This is a genomic window from Acinetobacter dispersus (assembly GCF_009884975.1).
Lineage (GTDB): Bacteria > Pseudomonadota > Gammaproteobacteria > Pseudomonadales > Moraxellaceae > Acinetobacter > Acinetobacter dispersus.
This window is the reverse complement of sequence record NZ_CP041970.1, coordinates 2,818,703-2,837,615: the sequence shown is the minus strand read 5'-3', so window position 1 is coordinate 2,837,615 and position 18,913 is coordinate 2,818,703. Positions and strand designations below refer to the sequence as shown.

The window sequence follows — 18,913 nt, the reverse complement described above, 5'->3', positions numbered from 1 at the left end:
CTTAGAATAGCGCACACTTTTACGCCTGATTTAGGGATGTAGGCAGATGTTACTCACCGTAATTTATATTATTGCCATTACTGCGGAAGCGATGACTGGTGCTTTGTCAGCGGGCCGACGTAGTATGGACTGGTTTGGTGTGGTGCTGATTGCCTGTGTCACTGCCTTAGGCGGTGGTTCGGTACGTGATGTGCTGTTAGGACATTATCCTTTAACCTGGGTCAAGCATCCTGAATATTTGGTGCTGACCTGTATTGCAGCCTTTGTCACTATTATTATTGCCAAGTGGATGCGCCATCTGCGCAACATCTTCTTGGTACTGGATGCCTTGGGTTTAATTGGTTTTACGATTATTGGTTGTCAGATTGCTTTGTCGATGGGACATGGCTTTGTGGTGTCTGCTGTTGCAGGGGTATTAACTGGAGTATCAGGTGGTATTCTGCGCGATATTCTGTGTAATGACGTACCTTTGGTGTTCCGTCGTGAGCTCTATGCCAGTATTTCCTTTGTCGCAGTGATTTGTTATTGGGTGTGCTTGGAAGTCGGTTTGCCACACGATCTTACTGTGATTTTTACTTTGGTCTTTGGCTTTACCTTACGTTTGATTGCGATTTATTTTGGTTTGGAAATGCCGAAATTTATTTATAAAGAAGATGATGCCGAGTCTGCGTCCTCAACCGATGAGCATTGATATTTCTAAGTTCAAAGAAAAATATATTACAAAAGCAAAATATTGTCTTGAATAGCGGCTTTATGCCGCTTGTCAGCTTATAAATCATGAAGAATGTTTAAGTTTTGAGGCCTTGTAATCATCCTAAGACACCATTTGACGTTTAAACAACAACAAGGGCTTGTCACAACGCCTGCATCCACATAGCATACAAAACATTGACGATAATAAATGATTTTGGATGACTCGCTGAAATGACCAGCCTTGCACATCATGCAACAGAAAACCGTTCCGTAGCCGAATTCACTGAACAGGCTTACTTGAACTATGCCATGTACGTGATTATGGATCGTGCATTGCCCCATATCAGTGATGGTTTAAAGCCTGTACAGCGTCGTATTGTCTATGCGATGAGTGAGCTGGGCTTGAAATCGACGGGTAAGCCGAAAAAATCGGCACGTACCGTCGGTGACGTACTTGGTAAATACCATCCACATGGTGACTACGCCTGTTATGAGGCGATGGTATTGATGGCACAGCCATTTAGCTATCGTTACCCACTGGTTGAGGGTCAGGGCAACTGGGGTTCACCTGATGATCCAAAATCATTCGCGGCCATGCGTTATACCGAAGCTAAACTTTCGGCTTATAGTGAATTATTGCTGAGTGAGCTTGGGCAGGGCACCAGCGAATGGCAGGATAACTTTGATGGTTCGATGAAAGAACCAATCACCTTACCTGCACGTATTCCCAATATTCTGTTGAATGGTACCACGGGTATTGCAGTGGGGATGGCAACCGATATCCCGCCACATAACTTGCGTGAAGTGGTGAAAGGCACGATTGCGCTGATTCGTAATCCTGAAACCACCGATGAAAAATTAGCAGAATATATTCCTGCACCAGATTTACCGACCAAAGCTGAAATCATTACTCCGCCTGAAGAATTACTGAAAATTCAAACCACAGGTCGTGGTAGTTATCGTGTTCGGGCGGTGTATACAGTCGAAAAAAATGAAATCGTGATTAGCGAATTGCCCTATCAGGTTTCTGGTTCAAAAGTTGTGACTCAAATTGCTGATCAAATGATTGCCAAGAAGTTGCCACTGGTTGCCGATATTCGAGATGAATCTGATCATCGCAATCCAACGCGTTTGGTGATCGTGCTGCGCTCTAATCGTGTCGATGCAGAAACGGTGATGAGTCACTTGTTTGCGACGACTGATTTAGAATCAAGCTACCGTGTCAACTTGAACATGATTGGAGCCGATGGTCGACCACAGGTGAAATCGATCCGCCGAATCTTGTTAGAGTGGATTGAGATTCGTAAGCAAACCGTGACTCGCCGTTTGCAATATCATTTAACCAAAATTGAAAAGCGTTTACATATCTTGGCAGGTCTTTTAATTGCCTACTTAGATATTGATACCGTGATTCGGATTATTCGTGAAGAAGACCAGCCAAAACCTGTATTGATGCAGCATTTTGGTATTGATGAGATTCAAGCTGAAGCGATTTTAGAACTCAAGCTTCGCCATTTAGCCAAGCTTGAAGAAATGGAAATTCGCCGTGAGCAAGAAGAACTGGAAGCCAAAGCTGCCATTATTCGTGAGCAATTGGCAAATCCAGAATCATTGAAAAATCTTATTATCAGTGAATTAAAAGAAGACGCGAAAAAATTTGGTGATGATCGCCGTTCGCCAATCGTTGCCCGTGCAGATGCGGTACAGATCAAAGAACAAGATTTAATGCCAGCCGAAGCGGTGACCGTGGTGTTGTCAGAAGCTGGATGGGTCCGTGCTGCTAAAGGTGCGGAAGTGGATGCTGCTAATCTTAACTTCCGAGCGGGGGACCAGTATTTAAGTCATGCGGTGGGTAAAACCAATCAGCGGGTGTACTTCTTGGATGAAACAGGGCGTAGTTATGCCTTGCCAATTAGCAGCTTACCGTCGGCGCGTGGCTTAGGAGAGCCGCTCAGTTCCAAACTATCTCCAGCCAGTGGTGTTTCATTTATCCAAGTCTTTATTGATGACGATAATAGTGAATTACTTGCGGTCAGTTCTAAAGGTTATGGTTTTAAAACCCAAGCCGCGCAATTGGATACCAATGCCAAAGCGGGTAAGGCATTCTTGACGGTTGCAGATAAGGCAACGGCTTTACCATTGCTTCCAATTCAGCAAGCAACCCATGTCGCGATTCTCAGTTCATCAGGACGTTTATTGATTATTGATTTAGCTGAACTTCCAGTTCTGAATAAAGGTAAAGGTAACAAGTTGATACAACTTGATGAAAAAGAGCAAATTTTATCCATGACAACCCTGACGTTAGATGAAATAATCCAAGTCGCTGCAGGACAACAGCATCTAAAACTGAAAGGGGACGATCTCCAAAAATATCTAGGAAAAAGAGCAACAAAGGGGCAACTTTTACCACGCGGATATCAAAAAGCAAATAGACTCTTCATTCAGAGATAAGGCTAGTATTCTGTGATACAAATACGTTATATATGACAATGTATTCATATTGTTTGAATAGATTGACAGGGCAATTCAAAAAGTTAAAAAAATGTTTTGTCATGGACGTAACGTTGTTACATTTTAAGGATTACCACTCGGAGATAATGGCATTATGGAAAAGATTTGGTTTGCTGAATACCAAAAGACAGGAATTCCAGAAACAGTTGAACTGCCTGCTGAAAACACCTCACTTGTTGATATTTTTGAACGCAATTTCCAAAAATTTGGTTCACGTGATGCCTTTATCTTCATGGATAAAGTTTTAACGTTTAATGAATTAGAAGTCGCTAGCCGTAAATTCGCTGCTTATTTACAGAGCTTAGGTCTAGCTAAAGGATCACGTGTTGCGGTCATGATGCCGAACGTTTTCCAATACCCAGTGGTTGCTTTAGGTGTATTCCGTGCAGGTTTAGTGCTTGTAAACGTGAATCCATTGTACACAGCACGTGAACTTGAGCATCAATTGAATGACTCTGGTGCTGAAGTGTTGGTAATCATTGAAAACTTTGCCAGCGTTTATCAAAGCATTATTGGTAAAACACCTGTGAAGCATGTTGTGGTGGCTTCTGTGGGTGACATGTTGGGTACATTGAAAGGTACCTTGGTCAACTTTGTTTTACGTAAAGTACGTAAGCAAATTCCAGCGTGGAATATCCCAGGGCATACCAAATTCAATGCTGCATTAAGCAAAGCCAATCCAAGCAACTACAAGCGTCCAAGCTTAACCTTAAGTGATACTGCGGTACTCCAATACACGGGTGGTACAACAGGTGTTTCTAAAGGTGCTGAATTGACGCATCGTAACCTTGTTGCAAACTTACTTCAGTGTGAAGCAATTTTCTCAAGCAAGTTTGGTGCTTCTGACAGCGCGAAAGGTGATCGCATTGTTTGTGCATTGCCGCTTTATCATATCTTTGCGTTCATGGTATGTGCGCTTTACGGTATGTACAAAGGTCAAGCCAATATCTTGATTCCAAATCCACGTGACTTGCCAGCAGTGGTTGGTGAATTACGTAAATACCAGCCATCATTTTTCCCAGCAGTAAACACATTGTTTAATGCTTTAGTGAACAATGAAGAGTTCAAACAACTTGACCATAGCAATCTGAAGATGGCGATGGGTGGTGGTATGGCGGTATTGCCTTCAACTGCGGCAGCATGGAAAAAGATCACAGGTACAACCATTATTGAAGGTTATGGTTTGTCTGAAACCTCACCTGTTGCAACTGCGAACCCACCTGCAACAACTGAATTCAGTGGCACGATTGGTATTCCATTGCCATTAACAGAAGTTGCAATTTTGGATGATGACGGTAAAGAAGTTGCACTGGGTGAACAAGGTGAAATTTCAATCCGTGGCCCTCAAGTCATGAAAGGCTATTGGAATCGTGCAGATGAAACTGCCAAAGTGATGACTGCTGATAATTTCTTCCGTACCGGTGATATCGGTGTGATGGATTCACGTGGTTATGTGAAGATTGTTGACCGTAAAAAAGACATGATCTTGGTATCTGGTTTTAACGTTTATCCAAGTGAAATTGAAGAAGTGATTGCAAAACATCCAAAAGTATTGGAAGTGGCTGCGATTGGTGTTCCAGATGAAAAATCAGGTGAAGTGCCAAAATTATTCATCGTGAAAAAAGATCCTTCTTTAACGACTGAAGAAATTATTGCTTATGCAAAACAAAACCTAACAGGTTATAAGTGCCCACGTTATGTTGAGTTTATGGAAGAATTACCGAAGTCAAACGTAGGTAAAATCTTACGTAAAGACTTACGTAAACCAGCTTAAGAATAAAGCTAAAAAAAGCGCCGCAATTGCGGCGTTTTTTATTTGGATTTATTTAGTACTATTTGATTTCATGAGCCAACGATCGATATACGGTCGTCCAATACCGACAATGCCGACAAACACCACCATAGTGGCTAATTGAAAGCGTAAACGGGTTGAATCGATACCATTAAAACTAAAATAGTTGTCGGCAAGAGCATAAATTACAATGACCGCCAACCAATGCCAGAGTGTTAAGCGATAAATACCGACCGCATAAAAGGCAATGCTGAGGATCACAAAAGTACCCAAGGTCGACTGCCAATTCAGATTTGCACAAATCACACTGAGTAAAAATGCCATGATTGGGAGTACGACTTTCAATACACGATCAACTAAGAGTTGATGCTGTCTTTGCTGTGCCAAAACATCAAACATTTCTTTTTGATCTTGCTGCTGCATAGTTTGACCTTAAAACTGTATGAAAAAACACAACTTTTACACACAAACGTGGTGTAAAAGAAACGCTTGTAGAACAAGCACAAATGAAAGTTCAATAAATTATAGATTATGATAGCATGATCAGAAGAACTTCAAATGATGGATCTCAGCATGCAAGGTATTAGCGGCATTATATTGATGATTATAGTCGCATGTTTGTTGCCGTATGTGTTTACCTTGATTGCAAAATCGAAAGGTGGTTTTCAAGCAAAAGATAATCAAAATCCGCGCGAGTTTTTAGCTAAAACAACAGGGTTGTCTGCACGAGCCAATGCCGTGCAACAAAATAGCTTTGAAAGTTTACCTTTGTTTATTGCTGCGATTTTGATGGCTGAATATATGGTGGTACCAGAGCGATTCATTTTTAGCTTGGGCTGGGCCTATGTTGTATTTCGCGTGATTTATGGGGTTTGTTATTTAGCCAATCTTGCAACTTTGCGTTCAATCATTTGGTTTTTCTCGCTACTTTGTCCAATTTTACTGTTCGTGATCACAATCAAAATGACTTAAGCATGGCTGGATAGAAAATTCTCCAGCTGTTTGCATATCTAGCATCATTTTCATTGTATTCACGTTATAATCTGTCCGATTTACATCTGACTTCACAATATTAAACGAGTGTTGATATGAGTTATAGCAATATTCCTGCGGGTAAAGACGCACCTAATGACATCTATGTCATCATCGAAATTCCTGCAAATGCAGCGCCAATCAAATATGAAATCGATAAAGATTCAGATGCGTTATTTGTAGACCGTTTCATGGGTACAGCAATGTTCTACCCAGCAAACTACGGTTATGTACCAAATACATTGTCTGAAGATGGTGACCCATTAGACGTACTTGTTGTAACTCCACATCCTGTTGCTGCTGGTTCTGTGATTCGTTGCCGCCCAGTAGGTAAATTAAAAATGGAAGATGATGGTGGTATCGATGCGAAACTGATCGCTGTTCCACACGAAAAATTATCTCCATTGTATAAAGATGTTCAAGAATATACGGATCTTCCGCCGTTATTGATCAGCCAAGTTGAGCATTTCTTTGCTCACTATAAAGATTTAGAGCCAGGTAAATGGGTAAAAATCAGTGGTTGGGAAGGTGCTGACGTTGCGAAAGCTGAAGTACTTAAAGCAATCGAAGCTGCTAAAAAGTAACTTTGAGATGCTCGACCAGATTTTAAAAATTTAAAATCTGGTCATAAAAAAACTCCATTCAAATGAATGGAGTTTTTTTATTGCTTGATCAACTGTGAATTAGAATAATTTCACAGGAATATCAAGCCAGATACGCCATTCGTTGGTATCACCGATATAGTTACCCGCTTGATAAGCATCGCTTGCACGGTAATAAGAGTGACGTAAACGTAAGCTTGCATCTTTGGCAAAACCAGATTGAACGGTGTATTTCACTTGGTTAAAGAATTCACGTTCTTGAGCATTGTCCGTTACGTTTTTAACTTTAATGTCCCAACCATAAACAAATGCAGTCGTCCAGCTTAAACCAGGAACGCCATAACCACCAAAGTCGACGTTATATTGTAATTGCGCAGATTTTTCACTGTTACCAATAAAGTCAGATAGGTAAGAGTTTGGTAAATAGATACTTTGAGCGCCATCAGCGTTCTCGCCGTAGTCATAACCTGTATTACCATTGTTTTGTTGGTAAGCTAACATCACGCTGTGTGGACCAGTGTTATAGGTCGTAGAAAGCGCCCAAATAGTATTCTTACGATTAGATAAATCATCAGTCGTGCTTGAATACGTTGTAGCTTTTTCATCCCACTTGGTGTGGTATGCGCTCAAATCGTAAGTAAGCCCACTGTCTTTATCCAATGGCTGCTTATAGTTCACATTAATATAATGACGATCCAACTTATTTTTGCTGTCTAAGCCAAAATAAGCGGCATTCAAGTTGTCATCGAATTTATATTTTGCGCCCCAAACCACAGCACGATCAAGTTTGCGACCATCAGTATTGATTTGATCAGAGTATTGGTCTTTGGTGAATTTACCCGCAGTTAACTCCAAACCATCAATCTCACGGCTAGTTGCCAAAACACCTTCAAAGTATTCAGGTACTAAACGTGTTGTGTTACTTGCTAAAACAGGGATATCTAAGATTTGTGTACCATAGGTCACAGTTGTATTCGAGATACGTGCTTTTACAAAACCGCCACCACGTGCCCAGTGATCATAGGTATCGCCAGTATTGTTTTTACCATTTAAGCGTTCGCGTGGAATCATGCCGTTACCAGCATTATTGTTTGAACCCAATTTAAAAGAACCATCACCAATGACACCTGCACCAAAACCGATTAAACCTTGAGTAAAACCAGTTTCCAGTTTTACCATTGCGGTTTGGGCATATGAACTCGTGTCTTTGACTAGAATTTCTTCGCCTTTTTGATCAATGTAGTTTTTCTTGTCACGATTTAAATAACCAGTACGGAATAAAATATCCCCTTTGGCATCTTCAACAAGTCCTTTTGCTTCGCTTTGTTCGCTTGCATATGTTGAGGTAATTAACGCGGCATTAATCAAAACCGCTAAAGTAAGTTTATTTGCCTTTGGCATAGCTCGCCTCATTAAAAAAAATAAATTTGGGATAGAACCGAAATTTTGACCAATTGTATAAGTTATGCATAAAAAAGATAGATTTTTATTAAAATAATTTAATTAATATTAAATAAAATACTTATATAATTTTATGATTTGTTTCTCGTTTAAAAAACCGTCAAATTCAATTTAAGCTAATGATTTTTATATCTAAAATAATTTAATTTGGTTGTAAAATAATCTGTATATTTTTTGATTTATTTTTATAAAAATATGTGATTTATTGCATTATTTTTTCTTTTTATTTAATGAGTTATTTTTTCTTTGTTTAAAAAATAAGCGTATCGGTTTGCAAAAAATACCATCCCGACGAATGACAGTGACTCATCAATCCAAAAGTTACAGATGTTCAGGCGAATTTAAGTTTTTTGCTGATGCACTTTTATGGAACACTGCTTACATTTCCTGCATGATGCTTATCTTTTAAGCACTTTGTTGCTTTTTTACTTCACAGATATGCCTCTTTTTTGTGCAATAAATAGTCTTTATTTTTATAGCGCTTCTAAATAGTTCAAAAAAACAGATCTGTTTTTGATAAAGATCAATTCCAAGGCACAGATGAAAGAAGCTCAGCACTTTTATGGGACAAAATCGAGATTTAACCTAGTTTTTATAAAGTTGGCACAGCAATTGCTAATTACTTTGCGATGCAATTTAAAACATAAATCAGTCGAATATCCATCATGGGGGAGATCAATATGATGAAATTTGCATGTAAAGCAATCGCGTTGAGTATTTGTGCAGTGACTTCGACTTTTGCTATGGCGGAAGATAAGCCTTCACTTTATGGTGTAACAGCATCAGGTAACGTCTCTGCTACAACAGACTACCGTTTTCGTGGTGTAACACAATCTTCAAATAATCCTGCTATTCAAGGTGGTTTTACATTTTCACATACTTCAGGTGCTTATCTAGCTCTTTGGGGATCGAGTGTTGATTTTGGTATCTCTGGTGTATCTACTGAAACTGATGCGACATTAGGTTTTACCAATAGCTTTGCATTGACAGATAAAATTAAGCCAGTATATGACGTTGGTGTCATCCATTATGGTTATATTGGTTCTAAGTCAAACTATACAAATACTTATAATGGTAAAAAAGGTTTGGCATTTACTGAAGTATTTGGAAAGTTAACATTCCCTGAAACCATTTTTGCTGGCGACGCTCTAAGTGTTGGTGTGAATTATTCGCCAGATTATTGGGGTAGAAGTGATGATTTTTGGTATTTCAACCTCGGCTATTCTGCTCCAATTGCTGATACAGGCTTAACAGGCCTTGCATCTGTCGGTTACAACAAGCTTAAAAATGCAGACTCATTAAGTGTTGTTGCTGGTGGCCCTGGCAAGGACGATAACTATGTTGATTATAAACTGGGTGTAAATTATAACTTCCTTGGTATCTTAGCTGAGGTTGATGTGGTTGGTACAAATATCAGTAAATCTGGTATGACCAATGCACAGAAGAAACCATATGACACGGGTGTGTTATTTAGTTTGACTAAAACCTTCTAATCTTCTTTGAAGAAAGAAAAAGCCAGCATTTTTGTTGGCTTTTTTTATACAGATTTCGGTCGAATTGTTTTAAGCCGCTAGAGCTTTGGTTCAACAAGGTTTTACAGTCATTTAGAATATAGAGAACCCCATTCTGATAATCAGAAAAACCAAAAGGACAAGAAAAAATAATCTAATAAATTGGCTGCCATAGTGTAGCGCTAAAAAAACACCCACTAAAGAACCCATAATATTACAGACGGCGATCGTTAATCCGATTGACCACAAGACATGACCTGTGGGGATAAAAAATAAAAGTGCTGCGCTAAATGTCCCAAGGTTAACAACCTTTGCCGATGCTGAAGCATTCAGAAAATCAAAGCCAAAAACTTTGACAAACAGAAAGAGCAGAAAACTTCCGCTACCAGGTCCAAAAACACCATCATAAAAACCAATCAATCCGCCAAAGAGGATTCCAAGCAAGATTTCTTTATAGCCACATTTGACATAAGTACTTCGTGCGCCTAAGTCCTTCTTTAAAAAAGTATAAATGGCCATCGTGATGAGTAAAAAGAAAATGACATACGTCATCAATTGTTTTGGGATATAGGCAGTGGTCATCGCCCCAACAAATGCAAATATAAATGCTGCAAGCATGGTGGGAATCAGAAGTTTCCACACAAAATTGATTTTATGAACAAATTTAAAAATAGAAGAGGCTGTTCCAGCCCAAACAGCTAACTTATTTGTACCAAAAACGGTCGCGATGCTGTGTTGTGGCAAAGCATGTAATAGAGCTGGAATTTGAACTAAACCGCCTCCACCCACTGCGGCGTCAATAAGACCACCGCAGAAGGCAAAGAATCCTAAAGTCAGTAGGACGGTTTCATTAATCATCATATTAGCCAGTCTTAGAATTTTTTATGTTGTTCGCACTTTTGAAGGAACAGCATGCGAATCTTGTTAGATCATTATTAAACATCGTTTCTTTTGAAATTGCTGTTTTTTTATGCTGTTCAGGAACTAAAGTTTTGAATGTATAAAAATTATTTGCTTGGCTAAAAAGGTGCTTTTTATGCGCTATGAAGGATAGGGGGGGCGCTCATTTCAGTTGCATGATTAGAAATACTTTGCCTTAAAACTTGGAAAATATTGAGTTAATCTTTATTAGTATTTGATTTTATTTGTCTTTTTTTTATTTTTGTGATTTGGCACAGCAATTGCTAATTAGCTTGTGATGCAATTTAAAGCTTAAAAATCAATTGAGTATCTAAAAATAGGGGGAGATCAATATGATGAAGTTTGCATGCAAGGCTGCTGTACTGGGAATGATGACTGCTGCATCAACTTTAAGTTTAGCAGAAGAAACAAAACTGCCATTTCCGGGCACTGTTACAGGAAATGTGAATGTGGTATCGAGCTATAACTTACGCGGCATGACCAACTCACCAGAAAGTGATACACCAGCGGTTCAAGGGGGGCTGGATTATAGTCATGACAGTGGCTTCTATTTGGGCTATTGGTTTTCGACTTTAACGGCTGCCTATGCTGATTTTAATACTTCACCTACTGATGTGAAGGAAGAGAAGAAATCCTTCGAAAACGATTTTTACGCGGGATATAAAGGCAAAATTACTGACGATTTGGGCTATCAGATCGGGGGGACAGTTTATTACTATTATCCGGGTTGGGAGTCGACAGGTTATGAAACCATCTTGGGTTTGAGTTATAAAGATTTCAGCATTACCGTGCAGACTTTATTGAATAATGTCACCTTCGGGAACAAAGGCGATACCTATTTCTTGGCGACCTATGCGCCAAAACTTGCAGGTGGATTTACAGGTAAAGCGCAAGTTGCAGCCTACTATTATGGTGATGACGATGAGTATCTAGCTTATCAAGCCAAAGCTGGTGATGTAACTAAAACGGATTTTGCTTTCCGTCATGCAACACTGGGTTTATCACATCCTTTGGGTAATACAGGCGCAACGTGGAGTCTGGATTATATTTTTGGTGGCTATACCCGTGATGAAACCAAGCAAAAGAATAAAGTTGTTTTAGCACTTGGTTATGCCTTTTAATGCGCTCTGATCTATAAAAGAGGCGACCTATATGGTCGCTTTTTAGCTTTGACTACCACGATAAGACAATGCTTCCGTCAGATGATTGCTACTGATGCATTCGCTTTCAGCTAAGTCAGCAATCGTTCTGGCAACACGGAGGACTCGATGGTAAGCACGGGCAGAGAGATTTAAACGCTGTTGTGCCATTTCTATGATTTTGGTTGAGCTGTCATCTAAAAGTGCATGTTGTTCCAGCAATTTCGGTGAAAGAGCCTGATTCAAACAGTGTTGTCTCTGGATCTGTTTTTCATAAGCATTGATAACGCGTTGTCGTACCGTATCAGAATTTTCGACGGGAGTCCGATCTTGTAGTTCCTGAGCTTGGAGTGGTGGAACCTCAATATGTAAATCAATCCGATCTAACAGCGGGCCGGAAATTCGATTTTGATAGCGTTGGATACTCTCAGGAGAGCATTGGCAGCGACTATCCTGATTAAAGGCATAACCACAGGGACAGGGATTCATTGCGGCAATAAATTGAAAATTTGCAGGAAAGGTCATTTGACGTGCTGCACGAGAAATCACAATTTCTTTGGACTCTAGTGGTTGACGCAAGACTTCGAGGACTTTGCGATCAAATTCGGGCAATTCATCCAAAAATAAAACACCCAAATGCGCCAAGGTGATTTCGCCAGGCTTGGGTTGAGAACCACCACCGACCAAGGCGATCGCAGATGCGGTATGGTGTGGTGCTCGGAAAGGGCGTTGTCCAAAGCTATGTTGTGCATTGGCGACTGAATAAATACTGGCGACCTCTAAATTTTCCTGTGCATTGAGTGGCGGTAAAATGGAGGGAAGGCGAGAGGCGAGTAAGGTTTTACCTGTACCAGGAGGACCTTTAAATAAGAGCGAATGTCCACCTGCTGCTGCAATCTCCAATGCACGACGTGGCCGTAATTGCCCTTTAACGTCTGCGAGATCAAGTTGATAAGAGGTTAAACCATGATCTGATCTTTGTGGTGCAGCAGTAATTTGCGAATTGCCCGAAAAATGTGCACAGACATCCTTTAGGTGATTGGCCGCATATACCTCAAAATCGGGAAGCTGATTGGCTTCTTCTAAATTGCTTGTAGGTAGTAACAGGCGATGTTGAGCCTGTTGGCAGGCCATTGCGATGGTCAATGCACCTGAAATCGGGCGTAAATGACCATCTAATGCAAGTTCCCCAATAAATTCAAAACCTTCAGTACTATTTTCAGGAAGTTGTCCAGAAGCAATCAAGATACCTAAGGCAATTGGGAGGTCAAGTCGTGAACCATCTTTAGGAAGATCAGCGGGTGCTAAATTGATGGTTAAGCGCTTGGTTGGGAACTGAAAACCGCTATTAATAATAGCTGAGCGGACACGATCTTTACTTTCACGTACTGCTGCTTCAGGTAGCCCCACAATTGTTAACGAGGGCAAGCCTGAACTGATATGAACCTCAACTTCAATTTGTGGGGCATGCAGGCCCAATAGGCCTCTCGTATAGATTTTGGCAAAAGACATCTTATTATTGTTCCATTGTGGTGCTTTATTTTTAATCATTTTTCGGTGCTGTTCGCACCGAATTGGTGCTTATTTTTTATTCTGAACGATTTCTTCGAGTATTTTCATTTGCTGTTGCAGTTCAGTGAGGCGTTGATTGGCCGTATTGAGTGCAGTTCTTTGGCGATCAAGTTCTTGTTTAGAGACAAGGTCTAGTTTTTCGATACTTTCACTGAGTAACGCACGTAAGTTTTTTTCTAGGTCTTTTTTAGGTTGGTCAACTTGTTGCAAAATTGCCTGTAAAAGAGTCTCAATCATAAAGTGCTCAATAGGTTATGTATATTTGCTGCTCAGTGTATCACTGCTGGCTATATTCCTCTAGCACACTTCGGGACAGAAGGATGAGTGACTGGTTGATTTCATTCAATATAGCGAAATGAAACTTATTTTCGATGCACTATCTACATCTTCAAGCCTAAATAGGTTATAAAGAAAGCTTGTGCTCAATATTTAAAAACCCCCAACCTTTAAATATTGGCATGAAAATTGAACATAAAACCTTACTGGTGAAAATAAGCCGAAGGAAAACAAACATGAAGCTTGTAACTGCAATTGTAAAACCATTTAAATTAGATGATGTGCGTGAAGCACTCTCTGAGATTGGTGTTCAAGGGATTACCGTAACTGAAGTCAAAGGTTTCGGACGTCAAAAAGGTCATACAGAACTGTATCGTGGTGCAGAGTATGTGGTTGATTTCTTACCGAAAGTAAAGATTGAAATTGCAATTAGTGATGAAATGGTGGACGCAGTCATTGAATCAATCACTCGTGTCGCAAGCACAGGCAAAATTGGTGACGGTAAAATCTTTGTCACGAATTTAGAACAAGTAATCCGTATCCGTACGGGTGAGACTGGGCCAGATGCTGTCTAAATTGGCACAAACTTTGCTGAGTTAGAAATTAAGAGAAATAGCTCGCAAAATAAGGTTGGGGGACACGAATGAAAAAAATGCTTATGGCGCTCAGTCTATCTGGCGCACTCTTAGGTGGTTCAGCGGTGGTTTGGGCAGAAGATGCTGCATCAGCACCAACAACTGAACAAACCGTAGCCGTTGCTGATACGGGTGCTGCAACAACTGAAATCGTTGCAGTTGAAGCTCCAGCTCCTGAAGAGGCTGCTCCTGCTGCTGTAGCAACAGTGGATACAGGTGATACAGCTTGGGTTCTTGTTTCAACAGCATTGGTTCTGTTGATGACTATTCCTGGTTTGGCTCTGTTCTATGGTGGTATGGTACGTAAGAAAAACGTACTCAGCACCATGATGTTCAGCCTTTCTGCGGCGATCTTAGTGAGTTTAATCTGGGTAATTGCCGGTTACTCATTGGCTTTCTCTGGTTCAGGAGCTTATGTGGGCGATTTGGGCAAGGCGATGCTGAATGGCGTTGCATTTGATGCCTTAAGTGGAACAATTCCTGAAAGCTTATTTGTTATTTTCCAAATGACGTTTGCGATCATCACTGTTGCGATTATCAGTGGTTCGATTGCTGATCGTATGAAATATTCAGCATTTATGGCATTTATCGCAGTATGGGTCATCTTGGTTTATGCACCAATCACTCACTGGGTATGGGCGGCTGATGGTTGGTTATTCAAAGCAGGCGCATTAGATTTTGCTGGTGGTACGGTTGTTCATATTAACGCAGGTGTTGCAGGTTTGGTTGCAGCATACATGTTAGGGAAACGTACAGGCCTTGGCCGTGAATCTATGGCACCGCATAACTTAACTTTAACTGTGATTGGCGCAAGCTTGATTTGGGTAGGTTGGTTCGGCTTTAACGGTGGTAGTGCTTTAGGTGCTGGTGCGCGTGCAAGTATGGCGATTCTTGTAACTCAAGTAGCTGCTGCCGCTGCTGCATTCTCATGGCTCATTGTTGAACGTCTTGTTCGTGGTAAAGCATCAGTTCTTGGTGGTGCATCAGGTGCGGTTGCTGGTTTAGTGGTGATTACCCCTGCTGCTGGTTTCGTTGGTGTAGGTGGCGCATTAATCATGGGCTTAATTGGTGGTGTGGTGTGCTTCTGGGGGATTACTGCACTGAAACGCCTGCTTAAAGCGGATGATGCTCTGGACGCGTTTGGTTTACATGCTGTTGGTGGTATCGTTGGTGCGATTCTTACTGGTGTGTTCTACAGTGATGAAATCATCAAAGCGGCAAATGTTGCACTTGCACCGACCTTTATCGGTCAATTGTGGGTACAAATTGAAGGTGTGTTAGCGACAATCGCTTATAGCGCAATTGTGACCTTCATTATCCTGAAAGTAATTGATCTGGTGATTGGTATCCGTGTAAGTGCTGATGATGAGCGTATGGGTCTTGACCTTAGCCAACATGGCGAACGTATCGAATAATCAGTGCAAGATGTGATTAAAAAAAACAGCCTTATGGGGCTGTTTTTTTATGGCTTTAGGGTGCTAGTTCTGCAATTGAAGAAACTTTGCTACACTTAAGCAAAGTGAGTAAATAATCGCGCAACTATGCATTGTCCATTTTGTAACGCTGCTGATAGTAAAGTCATAGACTCCCGTTTGGCTGCCGAAGGCTGCCAGATTCGTCGTCGTCGTGAGTGTGTCATTTGTGGGGAGCGTTTTACCACCTTTGAAAGTTATGATGTGGTCATGCCTCGTGTGATCAAATCAGACGGTAAAAATGAACCTTTTGATGAGGCCAAACTACGCCGTTCTTTAATGCATGCCTTACAAAAACGTCCTGTCACTCAGGAACAAATTGAAACCGTACTCAGCGATATTCAATCGCAGATCCGCCGCCTAGGCGAACGGGATGTCAAATCTAGAACAATTGGTGAAATTGTGATGCAGGCATTATTTGCTTTGGATCATGTTGCCTACGTTCGATTTGCCTCTGTGTACCAAGATTTCCAAGATGTAGAAGCATTTCGCCATCAAATTGAGCAAATGCAACAACGTGAAAATGAAGCTTAAATTCGAGAGATCATGTCTGAGTTAACCCAAGATCATTTATCTGAACATCAGCACTGGATGCAACAAGCCATTGCCTTAGCTCGACGTGGTCAATATTCGACGAAGCCGAATCCAAATGTCGGTTGCGTCATTGTCAAAGACGGTCAACTGATTGGGGAAGGCTATCACCCTAAAGCTGGTCAGCCGCATGCGGAAGTTTTTGCTCTGCGTCAAGCAGCTGAGAATGCCAAAGATGCAACTGCATATGTCACTTTAGAACCTTGTGCACATTACGGTCGAACACCGCCTTGTGCGGAGGCTTTGGTCAAAGCTCAAGTGAAAAAAGTCGTCATTGCCTGTTCTGATCCAAATCCACTGGTCGCAGGTAAAGGCGTTAAGATTTTACAAGATGCTGGCATTGAGGTTGAAACGGGAATCTGTACGGAAAGTGCAAAAACGCTCAACTTGGGTTTTTTAAAGGCTATGTCAACTGGCCTGCCTTATGTACGTTTAAAGATAGCATCAAGTCTGGATGGCCGTACTGCGATGGCTTCGGGTGAATCAAAGTGGATTACTGGCAAAGCAGCTCGACAAGACGTACAACATTGGCGGGCAATTTCGGGTGCGGTGATTACTGGTATTCAAACGGTTTTAGCTGATGATTGCGAACTGAATGTGCGTGCATTAGAAGGCGTTGATCTGACAACAGTGGTGCAACCAAAACGGATTGTTTTAGATCGACAAGGGCAATTACCACTTTCTGCAAAAATTTTACAGCAATCTGAAACGGTGATGGTGATGACACCATTTCGTCAAGAACTTGCTGATTTAGGCGTGATACAATTGCCACCGCAACCTTTAAACCAGTTATTGCAGACTTTGTCTCAACAATATCAAATTTATGATGTTTTGGTTGAGGCAGGTGCGACTTTATCAACGGCCTTTTTACAACAAGGATTGGTTGATGAAATGATTAGTTATGTTGCGCCAACTTTACTTGGTCAATCTGCTCGGACTATGTTTAATGCTGAATTTAGCAAAATGGCAGAGCAGCTCCGTTTTGAGTTGGTCGATGTAACCCAACTTGGGCAAGACATTCGCCTAAGATTGCTCCCTATCCAAGAGATGATATGAATCCAGAACCATCGGTTTATCACAAACGTCGTCATGCTGCCCGTACGACTGACGAATATCTTTTTCATCAGTTAGTACCTTATCTCGGTAATAAGCGTCGGCTGCTTCACCTGATTTTAGAAGCGCTTGAGATTACGGGTACATTGAATAGCAAGAAAAAGAATCCACCGATTTTTGCTGATTTCTTTGCGGGGAGTGGGGTTGTTTCGCGGTTAGCACGTCAAAATGGCTATCGCGTGATTGCCAATGACTGGGAACCGTATAGTCATGCATTGAACAATGCCATTTTAGCTTGTGTTGACGCCCCTGCTTTTAAAGAGCTAGGTGGTTATCAGAAAGCCATTGATTATCTAAATCGTCTACCTGAAGTTAAAGGCTGGGTCACGCATAATTTATGTCCGCGTAATGATGATGTATATGATCCCGCCCGTGATCGTTTGTTCTTCAAACGCCGTAACGGTATGCGGATTGATGCGATTCGTCAGCAGATTGCAACTTGGCAAGCGCAAGGTGCAATTAATGATGTCGAGATGAGTGCTTTATTGGCACCGCTACTGTATTCAGCAAGTTTCGTCAGTAATACCAGTGGTGTCTTTAAAAGTTTCCATCAGGGCTGGGGTGGACGTACCCAAACTGCCTTGGAGCGGATTGAATCTTTATTGTGGCTGACACCGAGCCGCTTCTGTGAGATTGGTGATCCTAAGCGTCCTGCTGCTGAAATGTGGTGTGTTGATGCACAGCATCTTGCCAATCAAATGAGTGGTTTTGAGGTTGATGTCGCCTATCTAGATCCACCCTATAATCAGCATGCCTATAGCAGTAACTATCATGTTCTGAATGCACTGACTTTATGGGATCAAGTCGACTTGCCATCTCCTGATACTAAAGGTTTTAAAAGCGGTATTGATCGTGCTTGGCGTAAAGAACGTCCAAGTCCTTATAACTCCTCTAAATATGCCAAAGAGGCTTATGAAAAGTTATTGGGAACGATTAATGCACGTTATATTTTGACCAGTTATTCGACTGATGGGAATATTGAGCCTAAAGACTTGCTGACTGCCAATTTGAAGCGCGGTAAAGTGACTTTGCTGACCCAAGATGTTCCACGTTATCGGGTGAGTAAACAACGCCAATCTGAACGTGCTCGCGTACTTGAGTTTATTGTGATTACGGATACCCATGCCAAGTCTGGACCACCGTTACGGCAGCTTTTGGGACAGTTATACCATTTCGCTGAATTGGGTGGTGTAGATACCACGGGTAACAGTACTCAATTGGCACTTTGGTAAAAGAAAAAAAGACACCATTTTGGCAACAAAGTGGTGTTTTTGTATCCAATATTTGCTGAGTATCGGTTAATTAGATTGTTGTGATCGATTTGTAAGATAAGCCTATGTTTTTATAGTAAATATCTACCAATTTTGAGTTGGTTTATACATGCGAAGTCATACATTTAAATTAGAGCTTAGAAAATTATAATTAATAAATAATGATTTAAAACAAATATATGGAATAGTTTTGTCTTTGATTTTTATCGTCATGTTCACTTAATATAAGGCTGGAAATACTTTAACCAATCGTTCAAATTTTTACCAAATGATATTGACCATATCTAAAAATAACTATAGTTTGCCGAGCTTAATTTAGGG

At 41.0% G+C, this 18,913-nt stretch carries 17 protein-coding genes; 12 read left to right on the top strand and 5 right to left on the bottom strand.

Annotation, left to right across the window (positions count from 1 at the left end; all coding sequences use genetic code 11):
• Nucleotides 1-46: 46 nt before the first annotated feature.
• From FPL17_RS13020 to FPL17_RS13010, 3 genes are all read left to right on the top strand, one after another.
• Nucleotides 47-691, top strand: a complete 645-nt coding sequence (locus FPL17_RS13020; protein WP_004802075.1) for a trimeric intracellular cation channel family protein — start codon at nt 47-49, stop codon at nt 689-691.
• Nucleotides 692-924: 233 nt separating this feature from the next.
• Nucleotides 925-3,144 carry a DNA topoisomerase IV subunit A gene (parC, locus tag FPL17_RS13015; protein ID WP_159885425.1) on the top strand — a complete coding sequence of 740 codons (2,220 nt, stop codon included), beginning with the start codon at nt 925-927 and terminating at the stop codon, nt 3,142-3,144.
• Between the two features lie 154 nt (nt 3,145-3,298).
• On the top strand, nt 3,299-4,978 hold the full coding sequence (locus FPL17_RS13010; protein WP_005191709.1) for a long-chain-fatty-acid--CoA ligase: 1,680 nt from the start codon (nt 3,299-3,301) through the stop codon (nt 4,976-4,978).
• A gap of 48 nt (nt 4,979-5,026) precedes the next feature.
• Here the strand turns inward: FPL17_RS13010 and FPL17_RS13005 are convergent, their stop codons facing one another.
• Nucleotides 5,027-5,419 (bottom strand): hypothetical protein, encoded by a 393-nt coding sequence (locus FPL17_RS13005; protein ID WP_159885423.1) that lies wholly within the window; start codon nt 5,417-5,419, stop codon nt 5,027-5,029.
• A gap of 150 nt (nt 5,420-5,569) precedes the next feature.
• Here FPL17_RS13005 and FPL17_RS13000 point away from each other — a divergent pair, with 150 nt between their 5' ends.
• Both FPL17_RS13000 and ppa read left to right on the top strand, forming a co-directional pair.
• The gene (locus FPL17_RS13000) at nt 5,570-5,968 is read left to right on the top strand and encodes an MAPEG family protein (RefSeq protein ID WP_159885421.1); all 399 of its coding nucleotides are present in this window, start codon (nt 5,570-5,572) and stop codon (nt 5,966-5,968) included.
• A gap of 116 nt (nt 5,969-6,084) precedes the next feature.
• The gene (gene ppa / locus FPL17_RS12995) at nt 6,085-6,612 is read left to right on the top strand and encodes an inorganic diphosphatase (RefSeq protein WP_004656389.1); all 528 of its coding nucleotides are present in this window, start codon (nt 6,085-6,087) and stop codon (nt 6,610-6,612) included.
• Nucleotides 6,613-6,711: 99 nt separating this feature from the next.
• Here the strand turns inward: ppa and FPL17_RS12990 are convergent, their stop codons facing one another.
• Nucleotides 6,712-8,031 (bottom strand): OprD family outer membrane porin, encoded by a 1,320-nt coding sequence (locus tag FPL17_RS12990; protein ID WP_159885419.1) that lies wholly within the window; start codon nt 8,029-8,031, stop codon nt 6,712-6,714.
• A 740-nt stretch (nt 8,032-8,771) separates the two neighbouring features.
• Here FPL17_RS12990 and FPL17_RS12985 point away from each other — a divergent pair.
• Nucleotides 8,772-9,584 (top strand): TorF family putative porin, encoded by an 813-nt coding sequence (locus tag FPL17_RS12985; RefSeq protein WP_005191715.1) that lies wholly within the window; start codon nt 8,772-8,774, stop codon nt 9,582-9,584.
• 111 nt (nt 9,585-9,695) lie between these two features.
• Here FPL17_RS12985 and FPL17_RS12980 read toward each other — a convergent pair whose 3' ends face one another.
• Nucleotides 9,696-10,460 carry a sulfite exporter TauE/SafE family protein gene (locus tag FPL17_RS12980; protein ID WP_159886864.1) on the bottom strand — a complete coding sequence of 255 codons (765 nt, stop codon included), beginning with the start codon at nt 10,458-10,460 and terminating at the stop codon, nt 9,696-9,698.
• Nucleotides 10,461-10,855: 395 nt separating this feature from the next.
• On the opposite strand from FPL17_RS12980, the gene FPL17_RS12975 reads away from it, so the two are divergent.
• Nucleotides 10,856-11,644 carry a TorF family putative porin gene (locus FPL17_RS12975; protein ID WP_159885417.1) on the top strand — a complete coding sequence of 263 codons (789 nt, stop codon included), beginning with the start codon at nt 10,856-10,858 and terminating at the stop codon, nt 11,642-11,644.
• Between the two features lie 42 nt (nt 11,645-11,686).
• Here FPL17_RS12975 and FPL17_RS12970 read toward each other — a convergent pair whose 3' ends face one another.
• Nucleotides 11,687-13,174: a YifB family Mg chelatase-like AAA ATPase gene (locus FPL17_RS12970; RefSeq protein WP_159886862.1), complete on the bottom strand. Its 1,488-nt coding sequence runs from the start codon at nt 13,172-13,174 to the stop codon at nt 11,687-11,689.
• A 69-nt stretch (nt 13,175-13,243) separates the two neighbouring features.
• Nucleotides 13,244-13,471 (bottom strand): accessory factor UbiK family protein, encoded by a 228-nt coding sequence (locus FPL17_RS12965; protein ID WP_004802123.1) that lies wholly within the window; start codon nt 13,469-13,471, stop codon nt 13,244-13,246.
• A gap of 275 nt (nt 13,472-13,746) precedes the next feature.
• On the opposite strand from FPL17_RS12965, the gene glnK reads away from it, so the two are divergent.
• The 5 genes from glnK (at nt 13,747) to FPL17_RS12940 (ending at nt 18,553) form a co-directional block, all read left to right on the top strand.
• Nucleotides 13,747-14,085 carry a P-II family nitrogen regulator gene (glnK, locus tag FPL17_RS12960; RefSeq protein ID WP_004656379.1) on the top strand — a complete coding sequence of 113 codons (339 nt, stop codon included), beginning with the start codon at nt 13,747-13,749 and terminating at the stop codon, nt 14,083-14,085.
• A gap of 68 nt (nt 14,086-14,153) precedes the next feature.
• Entirely contained in the window at nt 14,154-15,560 is a 1,407-nt protein-coding gene (locus FPL17_RS12955) for an ammonium transporter (RefSeq protein WP_004802125.1), read from the top strand.
• A 126-nt stretch (nt 15,561-15,686) separates the two neighbouring features.
• Nucleotides 15,687-16,151, top strand: coding sequence for a transcriptional regulator NrdR (nrdR, locus tag FPL17_RS12950; protein ID WP_004656377.1), 465 nt, complete (start codon nt 15,687-15,689; stop codon nt 16,149-16,151).
• A 12-nt stretch (nt 16,152-16,163) separates the two neighbouring features.
• Nucleotides 16,164-17,264, top strand: coding sequence for a bifunctional diaminohydroxyphosphoribosylaminopyrimidine deaminase/5-amino-6-(5-phosphoribosylamino)uracil reductase RibD (gene ribD / locus FPL17_RS12945; protein ID WP_159885415.1), 1,101 nt, complete (start codon nt 16,164-16,166; stop codon nt 17,262-17,264).
• The gene (locus FPL17_RS12940; protein ID WP_078197371.1) at nt 17,261-18,553 is read left to right on the top strand and encodes a DNA adenine methylase; all 1,293 of its coding nucleotides are present in this window, start codon (nt 17,261-17,263) and stop codon (nt 18,551-18,553) included. Before ribD ends, FPL17_RS12940 begins: the two co-directional genes overlap by 4 nt.
• Nucleotides 18,554-18,913: the final 360 nt, after the last annotated feature.